Source organism: Nonomuraea sp. NPDC050547 (genome assembly GCF_044457345.1).
Lineage (GTDB): Bacteria > Actinomycetota > Actinomycetes > Streptosporangiales > Streptosporangiaceae > Nonomuraea.
On sequence record NZ_JBITGW010000011.1, the window covers coordinates 235,000 to 250,745 of the forward strand.

The 15,746-nt window shown below is 69.2% G+C and carries 13 protein-coding genes and 1 riboswitch; of the genes, 7 read left to right on the forward strand and 6 right to left on the reverse strand.

What is annotated here, in order from left to right; all coding sequences use genetic code 11:
* Window positions 1–34: 34 nt before the first annotated feature.
* Together cimA and ACIBHY_RS27725 are read right to left on the reverse strand one after the other, a co-directional pair.
* Window positions 35–1,609, reverse strand: coding sequence for a citramalate synthase (cimA, locus tag ACIBHY_RS27720; RefSeq protein WP_379612510.1), 1,575 nt, complete (start codon window positions 1,607–1,609; stop codon window positions 35–37).
* A gap of 196 nt (window positions 1,610–1,805) precedes the next feature.
* Window positions 1,806–2,453 carry a DsbA family protein gene (locus ACIBHY_RS27725; protein ID WP_397245000.1) on the reverse strand — a complete coding sequence of 216 codons (648 nt, stop codon included), beginning with the start codon at window positions 2,451–2,453 and terminating at the stop codon, window positions 1,806–1,808.
* Window positions 2,454–2,585: 132 nt separating this feature from the next.
* Between ACIBHY_RS27725 and ACIBHY_RS27730 the strand changes: the two genes are divergently transcribed.
* Window positions 2,586–3,008 carry a hypothetical protein gene (locus ACIBHY_RS27730; RefSeq protein WP_397308108.1) on the forward strand — a complete coding sequence of 141 codons (423 nt, stop codon included), beginning with the start codon at window positions 2,586–2,588 and terminating at the stop codon, window positions 3,006–3,008.
* A 14-nt stretch (window positions 3,009–3,022) separates the two neighbouring features.
* Window positions 3,023–3,667 (forward strand): O-methyltransferase, encoded by a 645-nt coding sequence (locus ACIBHY_RS27735; RefSeq protein WP_397245004.1) that lies wholly within the window; start codon window positions 3,023–3,025, stop codon window positions 3,665–3,667.
* 165 nt (window positions 3,668–3,832) lie between these two features.
* Here ACIBHY_RS27735 and ACIBHY_RS27740 read toward each other — a convergent pair whose 3' ends face one another.
* Entirely contained in the window at window positions 3,833–4,930 is a 1,098-nt protein-coding gene (locus tag ACIBHY_RS27740; protein WP_397245005.1) for a branched-chain amino acid aminotransferase, read from the reverse strand.
* A 329-nt stretch (window positions 4,931–5,259) separates the two neighbouring features.
* Window positions 5,260–6,315, reverse strand: a complete 1,056-nt coding sequence (locus tag ACIBHY_RS27745) for a 3-isopropylmalate dehydrogenase (protein WP_397308109.1) — start codon at window positions 6,313–6,315, stop codon at window positions 5,260–5,262.
* A 99-nt stretch (window positions 6,316–6,414) separates the two neighbouring features.
* Window positions 6,415–6,560: riboswitch (cyclic di-AMP (ydaO/yuaA leader) on the forward strand.
* 27 nt (window positions 6,561–6,587) lie between these two features.
* Here ACIBHY_RS27745 and ACIBHY_RS27750 point away from each other — a divergent pair.
* Window positions 6,588–7,181 (forward strand): C40 family peptidase, encoded by a 594-nt coding sequence (locus tag ACIBHY_RS27750; RefSeq protein ID WP_397308110.1) that lies wholly within the window; start codon window positions 6,588–6,590, stop codon window positions 7,179–7,181.
* A 437-nt stretch (window positions 7,182–7,618) separates the two neighbouring features.
* On the opposite strand, the gene ACIBHY_RS27755 is transcribed toward ACIBHY_RS27750, so the two are convergent.
* Window positions 7,619–9,262, reverse strand: a complete 1,644-nt coding sequence (locus ACIBHY_RS27755; RefSeq protein WP_397308111.1) for an ROK family protein — start codon at window positions 9,260–9,262, stop codon at window positions 7,619–7,621.
* A 459-nt stretch (window positions 9,263–9,721) separates the two neighbouring features.
* Between ACIBHY_RS27755 and ACIBHY_RS27760 the strand changes: the two genes are divergently transcribed.
* From ACIBHY_RS27760 to ACIBHY_RS27775, 4 genes are read left to right on the forward strand one after another with little or no spacing between them, the layout of a single operon-like run.
* Complete coding sequence (locus ACIBHY_RS27760) at window positions 9,722–10,804, forward strand: sugar ABC transporter substrate-binding protein (RefSeq protein ID WP_397308112.1); 1,083 nt, start codon at window positions 9,722–9,724, stop codon at window positions 10,802–10,804.
* On the forward strand, window positions 10,805–11,515 hold the full coding sequence (locus tag ACIBHY_RS27765; RefSeq protein ID WP_397245015.1) for an ATP-binding cassette domain-containing protein: 711 nt from the start codon (window positions 10,805–10,807) through the stop codon (window positions 11,513–11,515).
* Window positions 11,512–12,687, forward strand: coding sequence for a sugar ABC transporter permease (locus ACIBHY_RS27770; protein WP_397308113.1), 1,176 nt, complete (start codon window positions 11,512–11,514; stop codon window positions 12,685–12,687). Before ACIBHY_RS27765 ends, ACIBHY_RS27770 begins: the two co-directional genes overlap by 4 nt.
* Window positions 12,684–13,553: an ROK family protein gene (locus ACIBHY_RS27775; RefSeq protein ID WP_397245020.1), complete on the forward strand. Its 870-nt coding sequence runs from the start codon at window positions 12,684–12,686 to the stop codon at window positions 13,551–13,553. Before ACIBHY_RS27770 ends, ACIBHY_RS27775 begins: the two co-directional genes overlap by 4 nt.
* 470 nt (window positions 13,554–14,023) lie before the next feature.
* Here the strand turns inward: ACIBHY_RS27775 and serA are convergent, their stop codons facing one another.
* A complete protein-coding gene (gene serA, locus ACIBHY_RS27780; protein ID WP_397245022.1) occupies window positions 14,024–15,613 on the reverse strand; it encodes a phosphoglycerate dehydrogenase in 1,590 nt (529 codons plus the stop codon).
* Between the last annotated feature and the right edge of the window lie 133 nt (window positions 15,614–15,746).

Here is a 15,746-nt window from a genome sequence, read left to right on the forward strand (position 1 = left end):
CAAAAATCCTTAACACGCGGCCCTTTACGGCCTGCTACAACTCGCGGCCCGCGCGCAGCAGACCATAGGTGACGGCCTGCTCAAGGGCCTGCCAGGAGGCGTCGATGATGTTCTCGTCCACGCCGACCGTGGCCCACTCGCCCGTGGCGTCGCTGGTGGTGATGAGGACGCGGGTGATGGCGTCGGTGCCGTGGGTGCCCTCGAGTATGCGGACCTTGAAGTCGATCAGCTCGACCGCGGCCAGCTCGGGGTAGAGCTTCTCCAGGCCCAGGCGGACCGCCTTGTCGAGGGCGTTGACGGGGCCGTTGCCCTCGCCGGTGGCCACGATGCGCTCACCCTTGGCGTGCAGTTTGACGGTGGCCTCGCTGACCAGTTCACCGCCCTTGGTGCGCTCGACGATCACGCGCCAGGACTCGACCTCGAAGTGGCGCCTGCGCTCGCCGTGCAGGGTGTCGCGCAGCAGCAGCTCGAACGAGGCGTCGGCGGCCTCGAACGTGTAGCCCTGGGACTCCAGCTCCTTGACCCGGTCGACCAGTTCCTTGGACGTCTCGGCGGACAGCTGGTAGCCCAGCTCGCGGCCCTTCAGCTCGACGCTGGCCCGTCCGGCCATGTCGGAGACCAGCATGCGCATGTCGTTGCCGACGGCGGCGGGGTCGATGTGCTGGTAGAGGTTCGGGTCCACCTTGATGGCGCTGGCGTGCAGGCCGGCCTTGTGCGCGAAGGCGGACATGCCCACGTAGGGGGCGTGCGAGTTCGGGGTGACGTTGGTGACCTCGGTGATCGCGTGGGCGATCCGGGTCATGTCCTGGAGCGCGGCCGGCGGCACCAGGTCGAAGCCCCGCTTGAGCTGGAGGTTCGCCACGACCGTGAACAGGTTCGCGTTGCCGGAGCGCTCGCCGTAACCATTGGCGCAGCCCTGCACGTGGGTCGCGCCCGCCTTCACCGCGGCCAGCGTGTTCGCGACCGCGCAGCCGGTGTCGTCGTGGCAGTGGATGCCGACGCGGGCGCTGGTCTGGACGGCCGCGTTCACCACCTCGGCTAGCTCGTCGGGGAGCATGCCCCCGTTGGTGTCACACAGGGCCACGACGTCGGCCCCCGCCTCGGCCGCGGTCCTGAGGACCTCGAGAGCGTAGGCTGGATTCGACTTGTACCCGTCGAAGAAATGCTCGGCGTCGAGGAAGACCCGCTGGCCCTCCGCTTTCAGATGAGAGATGGTGTCGCGGATCATCGCGAGGTTCTCACTGAGGGTGGTGCGGAGGGCCAGCTCCACGTGCCGGTCGTGGCTCTTGGCGACAAGAGTCACGACCGGCGCGCCGGATTCGCGCAGTGCGGCGACCAAAGGGTCATCGGCTGCCTTCATGCCTGCCCGGCGGGTCGCGCCGAACGCGGCAAGCTGCGCGTGCTTCAGGTCGAGCTCTGTTTGAGCCCGCCTGAAGAACTCTGTGTCCTTGGGGTTGGCGCCAGGCCAGCCCCCCTCGATGAAACCGACGCCCAGGCTGTCCAGGTGGCGCGCGATCGACAGCTTGTCGGCCACCGTGAGGTTGAGGCCTTCTTGCTGTGCGCCGTCGCGCAGCGTGGTGTCGTACACGTGGAAGCGGTCGTCGGCCATCTGATGGGTCTCCCGTGGAAATGAAAAAGACCCCTCACGGACGTGAGAGGTCTGCGCGCTGGCGGTGTCCTTTGTCAGCCAGCGCGCCTGCCGATAATGAGCAGACCGTAGAACATGGTGATGCCGAGTGTGCCACATGGATTCACCATCTGGCACGCTGGTCTCACGTTCTGGGACATTCTTTGTACGGCGAAGCTCAGACGGTGATGCCGTCGCCGCCCGTGATGAGCTTCTCCAGGGCTTTGGGGTCGAAGGCGACGTCACCCAGCATCTGGCCGTTGAACAGCACCGTCGGAGTCCCGTCGAGGCGGACGCCGTCGTTCTGGCTGAGGTGCTGCTTGGCGAAGGCCTGCTTGGCCACGCACTCGTCCACCGAGGCGCCCGCCTTGCGCGCGGCGCCCACCAGCTCGTCCGGCGTGAACCCGCTGGCAGTGCCGTGCGGGGCGGGTTGGATGGCGTAGAGCTGGTCGCGGAAGGCCAGCCAGTTGGCCGCGGGCACACAACGGGCGGCGGCGGCCGCGCGGACGCTGTTGGAGCGCATCGGCTCGTCCCGGAAGATCGTCACCGGATGGAAGACCACCTTCACGCTGCCCGCCTTGGCCAGTCGCTGGAGCGTGGGGTCCACGGCGGCGTGGAGCTGCTTGCAGATGGGGCAGTCGAAGTCCTCGTACAGATCGAGGACCGGCGCGGTCACTCCCGGCCTGGCCAGGACCATCGAGCCGTCCGGCTGGCGGGTGAGCTGGTAGGCGCCCTGTTTGCCACCCGGCTCCGCGAAGGCCAGGACGGCGACTACGGCAAGCACGACACACGCGGCAACACATGCCGCCACCAGCCTCTTGTTCATCGCAGGCGACCCTATCATTTGCGACATATTGCCCAGTTATTCGAACAAACTTGCGAGCTCTTTTCCGGGGCATTACCTTGGGTCGCGCACCAATCACATCGCGTTCACCTCTCGGGAGGGGATGAGGGAACCATGGCCAAGCTTCTGGAGCGTCCCGCAGTCGCGTCGCCCCCGCCACTCCCAGCGAAGTATCGGGCGGCGTGCCAGTTGTTCCCCGATGACCGGGGCGAGCTCATCCACGGCCGGATCGTGGTGAACGACGTGCCCACATGGAAGCACAACAAGATCGTCTCTCGCCTGCTCAAGCAGATCGTCGCCAAGGCCGACGTCCACGACGACTACGCGATCAAACCCAAGGAATACGCGATCGCCGGAGTCCAGGCCTTCCTCCGCATCGACCCCATGGAAGCGACCGCCGGCCTCCACAGCGGACCGGCACCCGACGGCTACACCATTGTCGTGAATGTCGCCCTGGGCAACCCGCTTGAGATGCCCGCCCCCTGGAACCTCACCCTCGACACAGCCCAACTCAACGTGGCCGAGAGCTCCGGCTGATCGACAATGTCGCCATGAAGAACTTCGTGCTCGACCAGCCGATCGCCCAATACATCCACGAACACACCACCCGCCCCGATCCGCTCCTCGAGCAACTGGCCATCGAGACCCGCGCGGCCACCGGCGACCAGGCCAGCATGCAGATCTCCGCTTCCCAGGGCCGCCTGCTCACCATGATCACCCAGCTCGTCGACCCGTCGGTGGCGGTCGAGGTGGGCACGTTCACCGGCTACTCGTCGCTCTGCCTCGCCCGCGGCCTGTCCGGCGGGCACCTCTACTGCTACGACGTGAGCGAGGAGTGGACCGCGATCGCCAAACGCTACTGGGAGGACGCGGGCGTCACCGACCGCATCACCCTGACCCTCGGCCCCGCCACAGAAACCCTGCCGACCCTCCAGCGCTCCGTCGACCTGGCCTTCATCGACGCCGACAAGCCCGGCTACCCCGCCTACTACGAACTGCTCATGGAACGCCTGCGCCCCGGCGGACTGATCATGGTGGACAACACCCTGTGGACCGGCTACGTGGCCGACCCGTCGAGAAACGACGAGACCACGGTGACGATCCGCGAGTTCAACGACATGGTGATGCAGGATCCCCGCGTGACCACGACCATCCTCCCGATCTCCGACGGCCTCACCTTGATCCGCAAGAACTGACCAACACGCTGTCCTGCCACCGCCTGCCCAGCGGGGGGCTCCTTCGGCCGGCGCTCCACGCGGATGCCGGCCGGCACTGGCGCACGGGTGCGGGGCGCGGGGGTGCCGGTGCGCGGGTGCGGGGCGAAAGAGGTGCTGCCCCACGGGTGCGGGGCAGCACGGGTGTCAGCTGATCTTGTGGATCCAGCTGTGGGGGTCGGGGCGGGTGCCGTACTGGATGCCGACGAGTTCGTCGCGGATGCGCATCGTGACCGGGCCCGGGGTGCCGTCGCCCACGGTCCAGGCACGGTCGGCGCCCTTGACCGAGCCGACCGGCGTCACCACGGCGGCGGTGCCGCAGGCGAAGACCTCGGTCAGTTCGCCCGACTCGCAGCCGGCCTGCCACTCCTCGATCGATAGGCGGCCCTCTTCGGCCTTCAGGCCGAGGTCGCCGGCGAGCTTGAGGATGGACTCGCGGGTGATGCCGGGCAGGAGCGTGCCGGTGAGGGCGGGGGTGAGGAGGCGATCGCCGTACACGAAGAAGAGGTTCATGCCGCCCATCTCCTCCACGTAGCGGTGCTCGTGGGAGTCGAGCCAGACGACCTGGTCGCAGCCCTGGGCGACGGCCTCGCGCTGGGCGACGAAGGCTCCGGCGTAGTTGCCGCCGCACTTGGCGGCGCCGGTGCCGCCGGGGGCGGCGCGGGTGTACTCGGTCGAGAGCCACACGGAGACGGGCTTGACGCCGCCGCTGAAGTACGAGGCGGCGGGCGAGGCGATGACCATGAAGCGGTAGTTCTCGGACGGGTAGTTGACGCCGAGGCCGACCTGGGTGGCGATGATGAACGGGCGCAGGTAGAGGCTGTGGCCCTCGGTCGTGGGGACCCAGTCGCGGTCGGCCTGGACGAGGAGTTCGAGCGCCTCCACGAAGGTGTCTTCCGGCAGTTCCGGCATGGCCATGCGCGCGCAGGAGTGGTTGAAGCGGGCGGCGTTGGCGTAGGGGCGGAAGGTGACGATCGAGCCGTTCGCGTGCCGGTAGGCCTTGAGACCCTCGAAGAGTTCCTGCGCGTAGTGGAAGACGGAGGTCGCGGGGTCGAGCGTGAGCGGTCCATACGGCGTGAGGCGGGCGTCGTGCCAGCCGGTGCCCTCCGTGTAGTCGATCGAGACCATGTGATCGGTGAAGGCTTTCCCGAACCCGGGGCTCGCCAGTACCGCCTCGCGCTCTGCCGCGGTGCGAGCGTGGTCGGATAGCTGCACGTCGAAGCTGAGCTTCTGAGAGGTGGTCATGACGGAGATCCTTCTCTTTCTCTGAGGACTACCCTGCATCCATTCTGCGCCGGATCGGGTAGAGGGAACTTACTGCATCTAAAAGGACGACCGTTAGGGCGCAACGAAAACGCCCGGAGGCTCTCGCGAGCCACCGGGCGTGGGTGGTCAGGCGGCCGCGAGTGCGCTGGGGCGCCTGGGCCGCTTGTCAGGTCGGTACCGGGTGTTCACGAGCTGCGGGTTCGCGCGTTGCCTGCCGTACCTCCGCAGACTTCTTGTCAGACCCCGAGGGTGGGGGATCTCACGTTCTGCGGTACGGCGGGCCGCTCGTGGGCCGGTGGCCTGAGGCGTCAGGCGCCGCCGGATACTCGGGCGGCGAGGTCGTCGCCGATTTCCCGGGTGGTGCGGGCGGCGGCGTGCGAGAGGCGCTCAACGATGTCGTCGGCGACGGCCTGCTCGACGCGGGCGGCCTCGGCGGTCAGACCGAGGTGGTCCAGGAGCATGGCGACCGAGAGGATGGTGGCGGTCGGGTCGGCCTTGCTCTGCCCGGCGATGTCGGGGGCGCTGCCGTGCACCGGCTCGAACATGCTCGGCGCGGCGCCTTCGGGGTTGATGTTGCCGCTGGCCGCGAGGCCGATGCCACCGGCCACCGCGGCGCCGAGGTCGGTGATGATGTCGCCGAACAGGTTGTCGGTGACGATCACGTCGAAGCGCTCGGGCTGGTTGACGAAGAACATCGTGGCCGCGTCGATGTGCACGTAGTCGGTGGCGACCTCGGGGTACTCCTCGGCCACGCGGTCGAAGGTGCGCTGCCACAGGTCACCGGCGAAGGTGAGCACGTTGGTCTTGTGGACCAGCGTGAGTTTCTTGCGCGGGCGGCTCTGCGCCTTGGCGAAGGCGTAGCGGACGACGCGTTCGACGCCGTAGGCGGTGTTGATGGACTCCTGCGTCGCCACCTCGTACGGCGTGCCCTTGCGCATGGCCCCGCCGGTGCCGGCGTAGAGCGACTCGGTGCCTTCGCGGACGACGACGATGTCGATGTTCTCGGCCGGTGTGTCGGCCAGCGGCGTCGCGACGCCGGGCAGCAGCTTGACCGGGCGCAGGTTGACGTAGTGGTCGAAGTCGAAGCGGATGCGCAGGAGCAGGTCGCGCTCCAGCAGGCCGGGCGGCACCTTGCGGGGATCGCCGACGGCGCCGAGCAGGATCGCGTCGTAGCCGCGCAGCTCCTGCAGCACGGAGTCGGGTAGGACCTCGCCGGTCCTGGCGTAGCGGTCCGCGCCGAGGTCGTACTCGGTGATGTCGAACTTGGGACCGACCGCCTCGAGAACCTTGAGGCCCTCGGTCACGACCTCGGTACCGATGCCGTCTCCGGGGATGACGGCCAGGCGAATGCTACGCGACTCCATGGGCGGTACCTTACCGGGTCGTCTCGCCTGACGAGCAACCCATCTCATTTCCCGGACACTCCATTTTGCCCGATTTGCACGCTTTTGACTGTTTCGTTAGAGTCCCACCAGCCTAATCCGCACACCGCAGTGCGGAGCCGGGGACCCACCTCCCCCATTGGGGCGAATCGGCGCTTACCACGCCGTAGGGCGACTTCCAGGCCCGAGCCCGACAGCTAACCCGGTAGGCCTTGTGGAAGGACATTCCCCTGTCTCGCATCATCGCGACCGCTGTGCTCATCACCGTCTCCGGTGTCACCGCAGCCACCCTCGCATCCCCCGCCATCGCATCCCCCGCCTCCCCCGCCTCCCCCGTCACCACCGTCGACCCCTACGACGTCACGCTGACCAGCCAGGGCCTCAAGGAAATCCAGGAGCGGCGGACGCCCAAGCCCAGCTGGCAGAAGGCCCTGGCCTACGCCATGGACAAGCGCGGCACCCCGTACGTCTGGGGCGGCACCACCAAACGCGGCTACGACTGCTCCGGCCTCATGCTCCGCGCCTACGAAAGCGCGGGCATCGAACTACCCCGCACCGCCGCCCAGCAGTACTCGGCGTTCTCCAGAAAGATCAGTTGGAAGAACCTGAAGCCCGGCGACCTGGTCTTCTTCTCGGGACTGGGGCACGTGGGCATGATCTCCCGGCCTGGGCACATGGTGCATTCGCCGCGTACCGGTGATGTGGTCAAGGAGGAAAAGCTGAGCGCCTGGCGCCGCCGCGCCTTCGTGGGCGCCGTGCGTCCGGATCCGGCGGGCGTCAAACTCACCAACCAGCTCGAAAAGATCCGCCAAGCCCCCGCGCCCGTCATGCCCACCGCCACGCTGTGACGCGCCCGTTCTCCTGATCTTCTCCTGATCACCTGATAGCGCTGATCCCGCCGGCCCGTCGCGGCGAGCTGTCGCGGTTTCTCCCGTGCGTGGCTTCACTCACGCGCGGGAGAAACCACGGCCTCTGTCGCGCGGGCAATGTCGCGACTTTCTCATGCCGCGCGCGGGCTCTCGCGCGGGCAATGTCGCGACTTTCTCACGCCGCGCGCGGGCCCTCGCGCGGGCCCTTTCGCGGTTTCTCCCGCGAGCGGCCCTGTCGCACGCGAGCTTCTGTCGCGTGGGGTTCTGTCACTGCAGGTTCTTCTCCTACGGCAAGCCACCCACCCCCACCCGCCGCACGTGGACCTCTCTGTCCAGGGAGACGGTCGTCCAGCGGGGGTGGCTGACCGCCGTAACGAGCGCACGTACAGGCGGCATCCCCCATACCCTCGCTGATCTCAGCCCATACGGGTGGAGAAGATCAGGTCCCAGGCGCGGCCCCTCGCATGGGCGACGGCGCCCAGCAACACCCCGCTGTCACCCAGAGCGCTGGCCACGATCGTGGGCCGGAGGGGCCCCAGTTCGCCGATTCGGCGTTGGATGGCGTCGCCCAGCAGGTCGAGGTTGTGTCCTACGCCGCCGGAGAGCACGATCACCTCCGGGTCCAGGACGGCGGCCACCGCCACGAGCAGCCCGCCGATCCGCCGGCCCTCCGCTGCCACGACCGACAGCGCCGCCGGATCGCCCCGTTCCGCGGCGGCGAAGATCTCCTTGGCCGTTCCCAGGGACAGCCCGGCGGCCCGCGCCGCCCGCACCACTCCCGGAGCCGCGGCCACGGTCTCGGTTGCCCCGTGCTCCCGCACGCTCGCATCCCCCTGATCCGCGCCGACCGCCTGCACGACACCGGGGAACGCTTCTCTGGCGCCCTGGACCGACGCCCCGGCAACAGATCCGGCACTCGATACCCCGGACAGCAGATCCGGGGCGGGCGTGCGCTGGGCGTCGGGCGTGCGCTGGGTGTCGGGGTTGGGTCCGCCGTCATGGCCAAGCCGCGCCTCCGAACCCGGCCGCGCCTCGGAGCCGGCCCAGGCGTCGGAGCCAGGCCGGGTGCCGGGGCCAGGCCGGGTGCCGGGGCCAGACTGCATGCCGGAGCCGGGTCGGGCCTCGGAGTTCTGCCGGGTGTCGGTGTCGGCGCTGGGTCGGGTGTCGGGGCTGGGTCGGGTGTCGGGGCTGGGTCGGGTGTCGGGGCTGGGTCGGGTGTCGGGGCTGGGGTTGAGGCTGGCGTCGGTCGTTGGGGGGTTGGGGCTTGGGCTGGTCGTTGGGGGGGTGGGGGTGGAGGGCTCGGGGGCGGGGGTGGGGAGGTCGTCGGTGGCGGGGAGGTAGGAGACCTCGCCCGCCGCGCCCCTGGCGCCCACGTACAGTTCGCCGTTGACGACTATGCCCATGCCCACGCCGGTGCCGATGGAGACCAGGGCGAAGTTGGACTTGCCCTGGCCCTCGCCGTACGCGTGTTCACCGACGGCGGCGAGGTTGATGTCGTTCTCGATGACCAGGTCGACGTTGAGGGCGGCGCGCAGGCGGTCGGCCAGGTCGGGGCCCGGGAGGTTGGGGGCGAAGTCCAGGCGGCCGGCGTTCTGGTCGTAGACGCCTGGGGAGCCTACGACGGCGCAGACGATCGCGGACCAGTCGAGTTCGGCTTCGCGGGCGGCCGCGCGGGCCAGGCGGGCGACGAGTTCGGCCAGTTCGGCCGATGTGCGCGCGGTGTTCCGGCCGTCGGTACGGCCGGCGAACGTACCCCGGAGATCGGCCACCGCCACCCGGATCCAGTCGCGGCCGATGTCGATGCCTGCGACGTGGGCGGAGGCGGCGTTCACGTCGTAGAGGGAGGTCACGGGGCCGGGGCGGCCGGACACCTCGCCTACCAGGTGGACCAGTCCGTCCTCTTCCAGTCCTGCGAGGGCGGCGGAGACGGTGGGCTTGGACAGGCCGGTGACCTTGGCGAGGTCGGCTCTGGACGCGGGGCCCTCCCGGTGGAGTTGGTCCAGTAGGCGCCGCTCGTTCATGACCCGCAGCAACCGCGGGTTTCCCAGCTCGCTTCGCACCGCGACCTCCCCTTCACGGCAGACTCTAGCCAACGCACCAGATAGTAAATTACCTTTCTTACCAACCACCTTCCAACCATCCCGATCCACCCCGGGCGAGGGGCGACCCAAGACAAGGGACAACTCCCACGCGACACGAGAAGGCCACATGCGGGGACGGCCCAGGCACGGAGGAGCCCGAGCAAGGAAGGACAGCGCACGGCGAAAGAGGTCGGGCCACGCCAACAGGTCAGCACGCCGAGCGAACCAGGGGCCGCGCTGAGCCGACAAGAGCGGCGCGGCACGAGAAGGACGGACCTGGCAAGAACGAGCGCGCCCGCCGGAGGAGGGCAGGTCCGGCGCGGAGAAGGCAGGTCCGGCGCAGGAGGCGGGCCGGTGGAGAAGGGCTGGTTGGAAGGTAGGTGGACCCGGGGGTCTGGCTGCACTCGAGAGGAACGATGTGCGATGCACCGAGGAGTGATGGTCGCAGCCGCGATGCTGCTGCTGGCGGGATGTGGCAGCGGCGGCGCGGGTACGACGGCGAGCACCCAACCATCCCAAGCCGAACAGACAGGACAGACGGCTAAGAAGATCGCCCTCTTCCTGCCCGAATCCAAGACGACCAGATACGAGGCCTTCGACCGGCCCCTGTTCGAGGCCAAGGTCAAAGCGCTCTGCTCGACCTGCGAGATCCTCTACAGCAACGCCGACCAGGACGCCGCCAAACAGCAACAGCAGGTCGAGGCGGCCATCACCCAGGGCGCGAACGTTCTGGTCCTGGACGCCGTGGACGCCGTCGCCGTGGCGCCGCTGGTCAATCAGGCCAAGCAGAAGCAGATCCCGGTCATCGCCTATGACCGGCTGATCTCGGGGATCGACTACGCGTACTACGTGTCGTTCAACAACGTGCGGGTGGGCGAGATGCAGGGGCAGGCGCTGCTGGACGCGCTCAACGCCAAGGGCACGGCGGCGAAGGGCGAGATCGTGATGATCCACGGCTCCCCCACCGACCCGAGCTCGGCCGACTACAAGAAGGGCGCCAAGAACGTCCTGGACGGCAAGGTCAAGGTGGGCAGGGAGTTCGACACGCCGGACTGGAGCCCGGACAAGGCGCAGCAGCAGATGGAGCAGGCGATCACGGCGCTGGGCCGCGACAAGATCGTGGGTGTGCTGAGCGCGAACGACGGCATGGCGGGCGGGGCGATCGCGGCGATGAAGCGCGCCGGGTACGCGGCGCTGCCGCCGATCACCGGCCAGGACGCCGAACTCGCCGCCATCCAGCGCATTCTCACCGGCGAACAGCACATGACCATTTATCTGAACATCAGGGCTGAGGCGGAGAAGTCCGCCGAGCTGGCCGTCGCCCTGGCCAACGGCGAGACCCCGCAGGCCCCGGCCAAGGTCAACAACGGCACCGCCGACATCCCGGCCTTCCTCCTCGACCCCATCCCGGTCACCGCCGACAAGATCAAGGACACGATCGTGAAGGACAAGTTCTACACGGTCGAGCAGATCTGTACCGCCGAGGTCAAGGCGGCCTGCGAGAAGAACGGCATCCAGTAGATGATCTCCGCATCGGGGATAACCAAGCGGTACGGCGCGGTCCAGGCCCTCGACGGGGCGAGCCTGGACCTGCGTCCCGGCGAGGTGGTCGCGCTCATGGGCGACAACGGCGCGGGCAAGTCGACCCTGGTCAAGACCATCTCGGGGGTGGTCGTCCCGGACGCGGGCACGATCGCCGTGGACGGCGCGCCGGTCAGGATCGGCGGCCCGCGCGACGCCCAGGCCCTCGGCATCGCCACCGTCTACCAGGACCTCGCCCTGTGCGAGAACCTCGACGTCGTCGGCAACCTCTTCCTCGGCGCCGAGGACCGCTTCCTGCGCCACATCCGGATGGAGCGCGCCACCCGCGACCTGCTCGGCCAGCTCGACGTGCGCATCCGCGACATCCGGGTGCCGGTCGCGATGCTCTCCGGCGGCCAGCGGCAGTCGGTGGCCATCGCGCGGGCCCTGCTCGGCTCCCCGCGCCTGGTCATCCTGGACGAGCCGACCGCCGCGCTCGGCGTGGAGCAGACCGCGCAGGTGCTCGCCCTCATCGGACGGCTGCGCGAGCGCGGGCTCGCGGTGCTGGTCGTCTCACACAACCTGGCCGACGTGCGCGCGGTGAGCGACCGGGTGGCCGTCCTGCGCCTGGGCCGCAACGCGGGAGTCTTCGGTACGGCCACCGCCGCCCAGGAGGAGATCGTCGCCGCCATCACAGGAGCGGGAGCATGAACCCGGACACGACGCTGCGCACGCCGTACCCCATGAAGGTGTTGAAGCGCGGCGACATCGGCGCGTGGCCGGTCGTCGGCGCGCTCGTCGCGATCGCGATCATCTTCAGCACGCTCAACGACCGGTTCCTCTCGGCGCAGAACCTCACCACGCTGGCCCTGCAGATGGCCGCGACCGGCACGATCGCGCTCGGCATCATCATGGTGCTGCTGCTGGGCGAGATCGACCTGTCGGCCGGGTCGGTCAGCGGCCTGTGCGCGACGGTCATGACGATCGTCAACGTGAAGCAGGGCTGGCATCCGCTGGCCTCGATCGGGCTCGCCCTGGTGGCGGGGGCGGCGATCGGGTTGCTGCACGGGCTGATGCTGACCCGGCTGCGGATGCCGTCGTTCGTGGTCACGCTGGCCGGGCTGATGGGCTGGCAGGGGTTGCTGCTCTACTTGCTGCGGGAGGGCGGCACGATCAACCTGCCGTTCACCGGCTTCATCTCCAAGCTGAGCGACACCTGGCTGCCGGGCTGGCTGTCGTGGCTGGTGGTGGCGGGGCTGGTGCTCGGCTCCGGCGGCGTGAGCCTGCTGAACCGGGTCCACCGGTCGCGGGCCGGGCTGCCGGTCACGCCTGTGTGGTGGCTGGGGGCGCGCTCGGCGGGGCTGGCGGTGCTGCTCGGTGCGGGCGTGCTGATCATGTCGGCCGACCGGGGCGTGCCGTTGCTGCTGGTCATCTTCGGCACGCTGGTGGTGGGCTTCGACCTCATGCTGCGGCACACCGCCTTCGGTCGGCACGTCTACGCGGTCGGCGGCAACGCCGAGGCGGCCAGGCGCGCGGGCATCAACGTGACCAGGATCCGGATCCTGGCGTTCATGCTGGGCTCGACGCTCGCCGCGGCCGGCGGGATCCTGGCGGCCAGCCGCCTGTCCGCGGTCAACCAGCAGTCGGGCGGCAGCGACGTCCTGCTCATGGCGATCGCCGCGGCGGTCATCGGCGGCACCTCGCTGTTCGGCGGGCGTGGCCGGGCCTACGCCGCGCTGCTCGGGGTGCTGGTCATCCAGTCGATCACCAGCGGTATGTTCCTGCTCAGCGTGGACTCCTCGGTCCGCCTCATGGTCACGGCCGCGGTGCTCGCACTGGCCGTCGCCATCGACTCCCTCGCCAGAAAGGGTCCTGTCAGGTGAGCCAGGTGCTGGGCATCGACGTCGGCGGCACGAAGATCGCGGTGGGGGTCTCCGGCGCCGACGGGCCCGAGGTCTCCGCGCGTGAGCGCCTGGACACCGGTCCCGACGCGCTCGCGCGGGCGCTCGCCGCCGCCCGCCGCCTCGACCGGCATCCGGCCGCGGTCGGCTTCTCGACCACGGGGGTGATCCGCGACGGTGTGGTACGGCTGTCGCCGAACGTCCCCGGCTGGGACGGCCTGGAACTGCCCAGGCTGCTGGCCGAGGAGTTCGGCGACATCCCCGTGGCCATCGACAACGACGTCAACGCGGCGGCCGCCGCCGAACTGCGCTGGGGCGCGCTGCGCGGCGTGTCCACCGGCATCTACCTGAACCTCGGCACCGGCCTGGCCGCGGCCCTGATCGTCGGCGGCGCCGTGGTGCCGGGGGCGCACGGCGCGGCGGGCGAGATCGGCTACCTGCAGGTGGAGCCGGGTGAACCGGCGTTCGCCGACGGTCATGTGCCGCTGGAGGAGCGGGTGTCGGGCAGCGGCCTGGCCAGACGCGCCTCAGCCCTGCTCGGCCGTCCGGTCACCACCGCCCACCTCCTCACCCACTATTCCCAGGCCGGTTCCGAGGACGTCGTGCGGGATCTGGTGACGCAGGCGTTGCGGCTGCTGGCGGTCAGCGTGGCCAACCTGTGCGTGATGGTCGATCCCGAGCGCCTCGTGGTGGGCGGCGGGATGATGGGGGCGGCTGACGTGATCATGCCGGGGTTGGTGGCCGAGGTGCGGCGGGCCGTACCGTTCGCGCCGGAGGTACGGCAGGCGCGCTTCAGCGACGACGCCCCGTTGCTGGGAGCCCTCGCGCTGGCCCACGCAGCGATCTAGCCTGGCGGCATGGCGACGTTCTACCGCCTGAACTTCTAGCGGGAGGGGACGCCGCCGTTGTCGCGCCGGTCCAGGGCGAACTGGACGGCTTCGGCCGCCTCTTCCTCGTGCTCGTCGGCGTGGTTCCAGGGATACATCTCGTACATGATGCGACTCATCTCATAACGCGGGCGTACTTCGAGAAGGAGGCCGGACCCCGGTCACGGGTCGGACCGAGCCTGGTCCAACCGATCCGGGTCACGGATCCGGTGAGAGAGAAGGGTCTTAACGGCCGACGCAACGCCACACACCGCGGCGAATGGTCGACCTGCCCTAGCAGGCTCCGCCGCGGCAGGTAATAAGTACGAGAACCTGGCGCATTGCCGCCAGCGTACCTCGGGATCTCGTTGGATGTCCTAGCATCTCGCATGCTGAGACAAGAAATGCGGCCGTCGTGGAATGTTCCACGACGGCCGCTTGTCGCTACGGGCTTAGTCCTCCAGGTCCACCGAGCGGCCGCTGTCGGCGCCGATCTCGGCGACGATCTGGTCCACGACGTCGGCCGGGATGGCCGAGTCGACGGTCAGCGCGATGAGCGCCTTGCCGCCCTTGGTGTCGCGGGCCACCTGCATCGAGGCGATGTTGATGCCCTGCTCGCCGAGCAGGCGGCCGACCACGCCGACGATGCCGGGGCGGTCGGTGTAGGTGAAGAACGACAGGTGCGCGGTCGGCTCGATCTCCATCTCGTAGCCGTTGACCTCGACGATCTTCGTGACCTGGCGGGGGCCGGAGAGCGTGCCCGACACCGAGACCTGGCGGCCGTCCGCCAGGACGCCGCGGACGGTGACGACGTTGCGCCAGTCGGGGCTGTCGGAGCTGGTGACCAGCTCGACGTGGATGCCGCGGTCCTTGGCCAGCAGCGGCGCGTTGACGTAGGTGACCTGCTCCTCGATGACGTCGGCGAAGACGCCCTTGAGCGCCGCCAGCTCGACCACGCGCACGTCATGGGAGGCGATCTCGCCGCGCACCTCGATGTCGAGCTTGGTGGCGACCTCGCCGGCGAGCGCGGTGAAGACGCGGCCCAGCTTCTCGGCCAGCGGCAGGCCCGGCTTGACGTCCTCGGCGACCGCGCCGCCCTGGACGTTGACCGCGTCCGGCACGAACTCGCCGGCCAGCGCCAGCTTCACGCTCCGCGCGACCTGGGTGCCGGCCTTCTCCTGGGCCTCGTGCGTGGAGGCGCCGAGGTGCGGGGTGGCGACGACCTGGTCGAGCTCGAACAGCGGGCTGTCGGTGCAGGGCTCCTTCGCGAACACGTCGAGACCGGCGCCGGCGACCCGGCCCTCCTTGATCGCGGAGTAGAGCGCGCCCTCGTCCACGATGCCGCCGCGGGCGACGTTGATGATCCGTACGCTCGGCTTGACCTCGTGCAGTTCCTTGTCGCCGATGAGACCGAGGGTCTCCTTCGACTTGGGCAGGTGCACGGTAATGAAGTCGGCCTGCTTGATGGCCTCCTCCAGGCTGACCAGCCGCACGCCCATCTGCGCGGCGCGGGCCGGCGGCAGGTAGGGGTCGTAGGCGATCAGCTCGACGCCGAACGGCTGCAGGCGCTGGGCCACGAGCTGGCCGATCTTGCCCAGGCCGAGGATGGCCACGATCTTCTCGTCCAGCTCGACACCGGTGTACTTGGACCGCTTCCACTCGCCGTTCTTCAGCGCCGAGTGGGCCTGGGCGGTGTTGCGGGCGGAGGCAAGGATGAGCGCGATCGTCTGCTCGGCGGCGCTGGTGATGTTGGAGGTCGGCGCGTTGACGACCATGACACCGGCCTTGGTGGCCGCATCGACGTCAACGTTGTCGAGGCCGACACCGGCGCGGGCGACCACGCGCAGCTTAGGCGCCGCGGCGATGGCCTCGGCGTCCACCTGGGTGGCGGACCTCACGATGATCGCGTCCACATCGGCGAGGGCGGGCAGGAGCTGGGAGCGGTCGGCGCCGTCGGTGTGACGGACCTCGAAGTCCGCGGCGAGCACGGCGAGGCCTGCTTCGGACAGCTCCTCGGCGACCAGGACGACGGGCTTGTTCACAGTGGATCCTTAGGGCATGCGGCGGGCTGTGGAGGGGCACTGCGGCGGGCCCCTCGGGATCCCTCAGAGTGTATCCGCGCTTGTGAACGCGTTCACGAGGGTCTTGGGATCTGAGACGTACAGCACGCTGATA

Excerpts from the sequence above, each read along its gene's own strand:
- ACIBHY_RS27760 (WP_397308112.1), top strand. The coding sequence starts at position 9,722 with ATGGTCGCAGCCGCGATGCTGCTGCTGGCGGGATGTGGCAGCGGCGGC.
- ACIBHY_RS27765 (WP_397245015.1), top strand. The coding sequence starts at position 10,805 with ATGATCTCCGCATCGGGGATAACCAAGCGGTACGGCGCGGTCCAGGCC.
- ACIBHY_RS27745 (WP_397308109.1), bottom strand. The coding sequence starts at position 6,315 with ATGGAGTCGCGTAGCATTCGCCTGGCCGTCATCCCCGGAGACGGCATC.
- ACIBHY_RS27735 (WP_397245004.1), top strand. The coding sequence starts at position 3,023 with ATGAAGAACTTCGTGCTCGACCAGCCGATCGCCCAATACATCCACGAA.
- cimA (WP_379612510.1), bottom strand. The coding sequence starts at position 1,609 with ATGGCCGACGACCGCTTCCACGTGTACGACACCACGCTGCGCGACGGC.
- ACIBHY_RS27725 (WP_397245000.1), bottom strand. The coding sequence starts at position 2,453 with ATGAACAAGAGGCTGGTGGCGGCATGTGTTGCCGCGTGTGTCGTGCTT.
- ACIBHY_RS27730 (WP_397308108.1), top strand. The coding sequence starts at position 2,586 with ATGGCCAAGCTTCTGGAGCGTCCCGCAGTCGCGTCGCCCCCGCCACTC.
- ACIBHY_RS27770 (WP_397308113.1), top strand. The coding sequence starts at position 11,512 with ATGAACCCGGACACGACGCTGCGCACGCCGTACCCCATGAAGGTGTTG.
- ACIBHY_RS27740 (WP_397245005.1), bottom strand. The coding sequence starts at position 4,930 with ATGACCACCTCTCAGAAGCTCAGCTTCGACGTGCAGCTATCCGACCAC.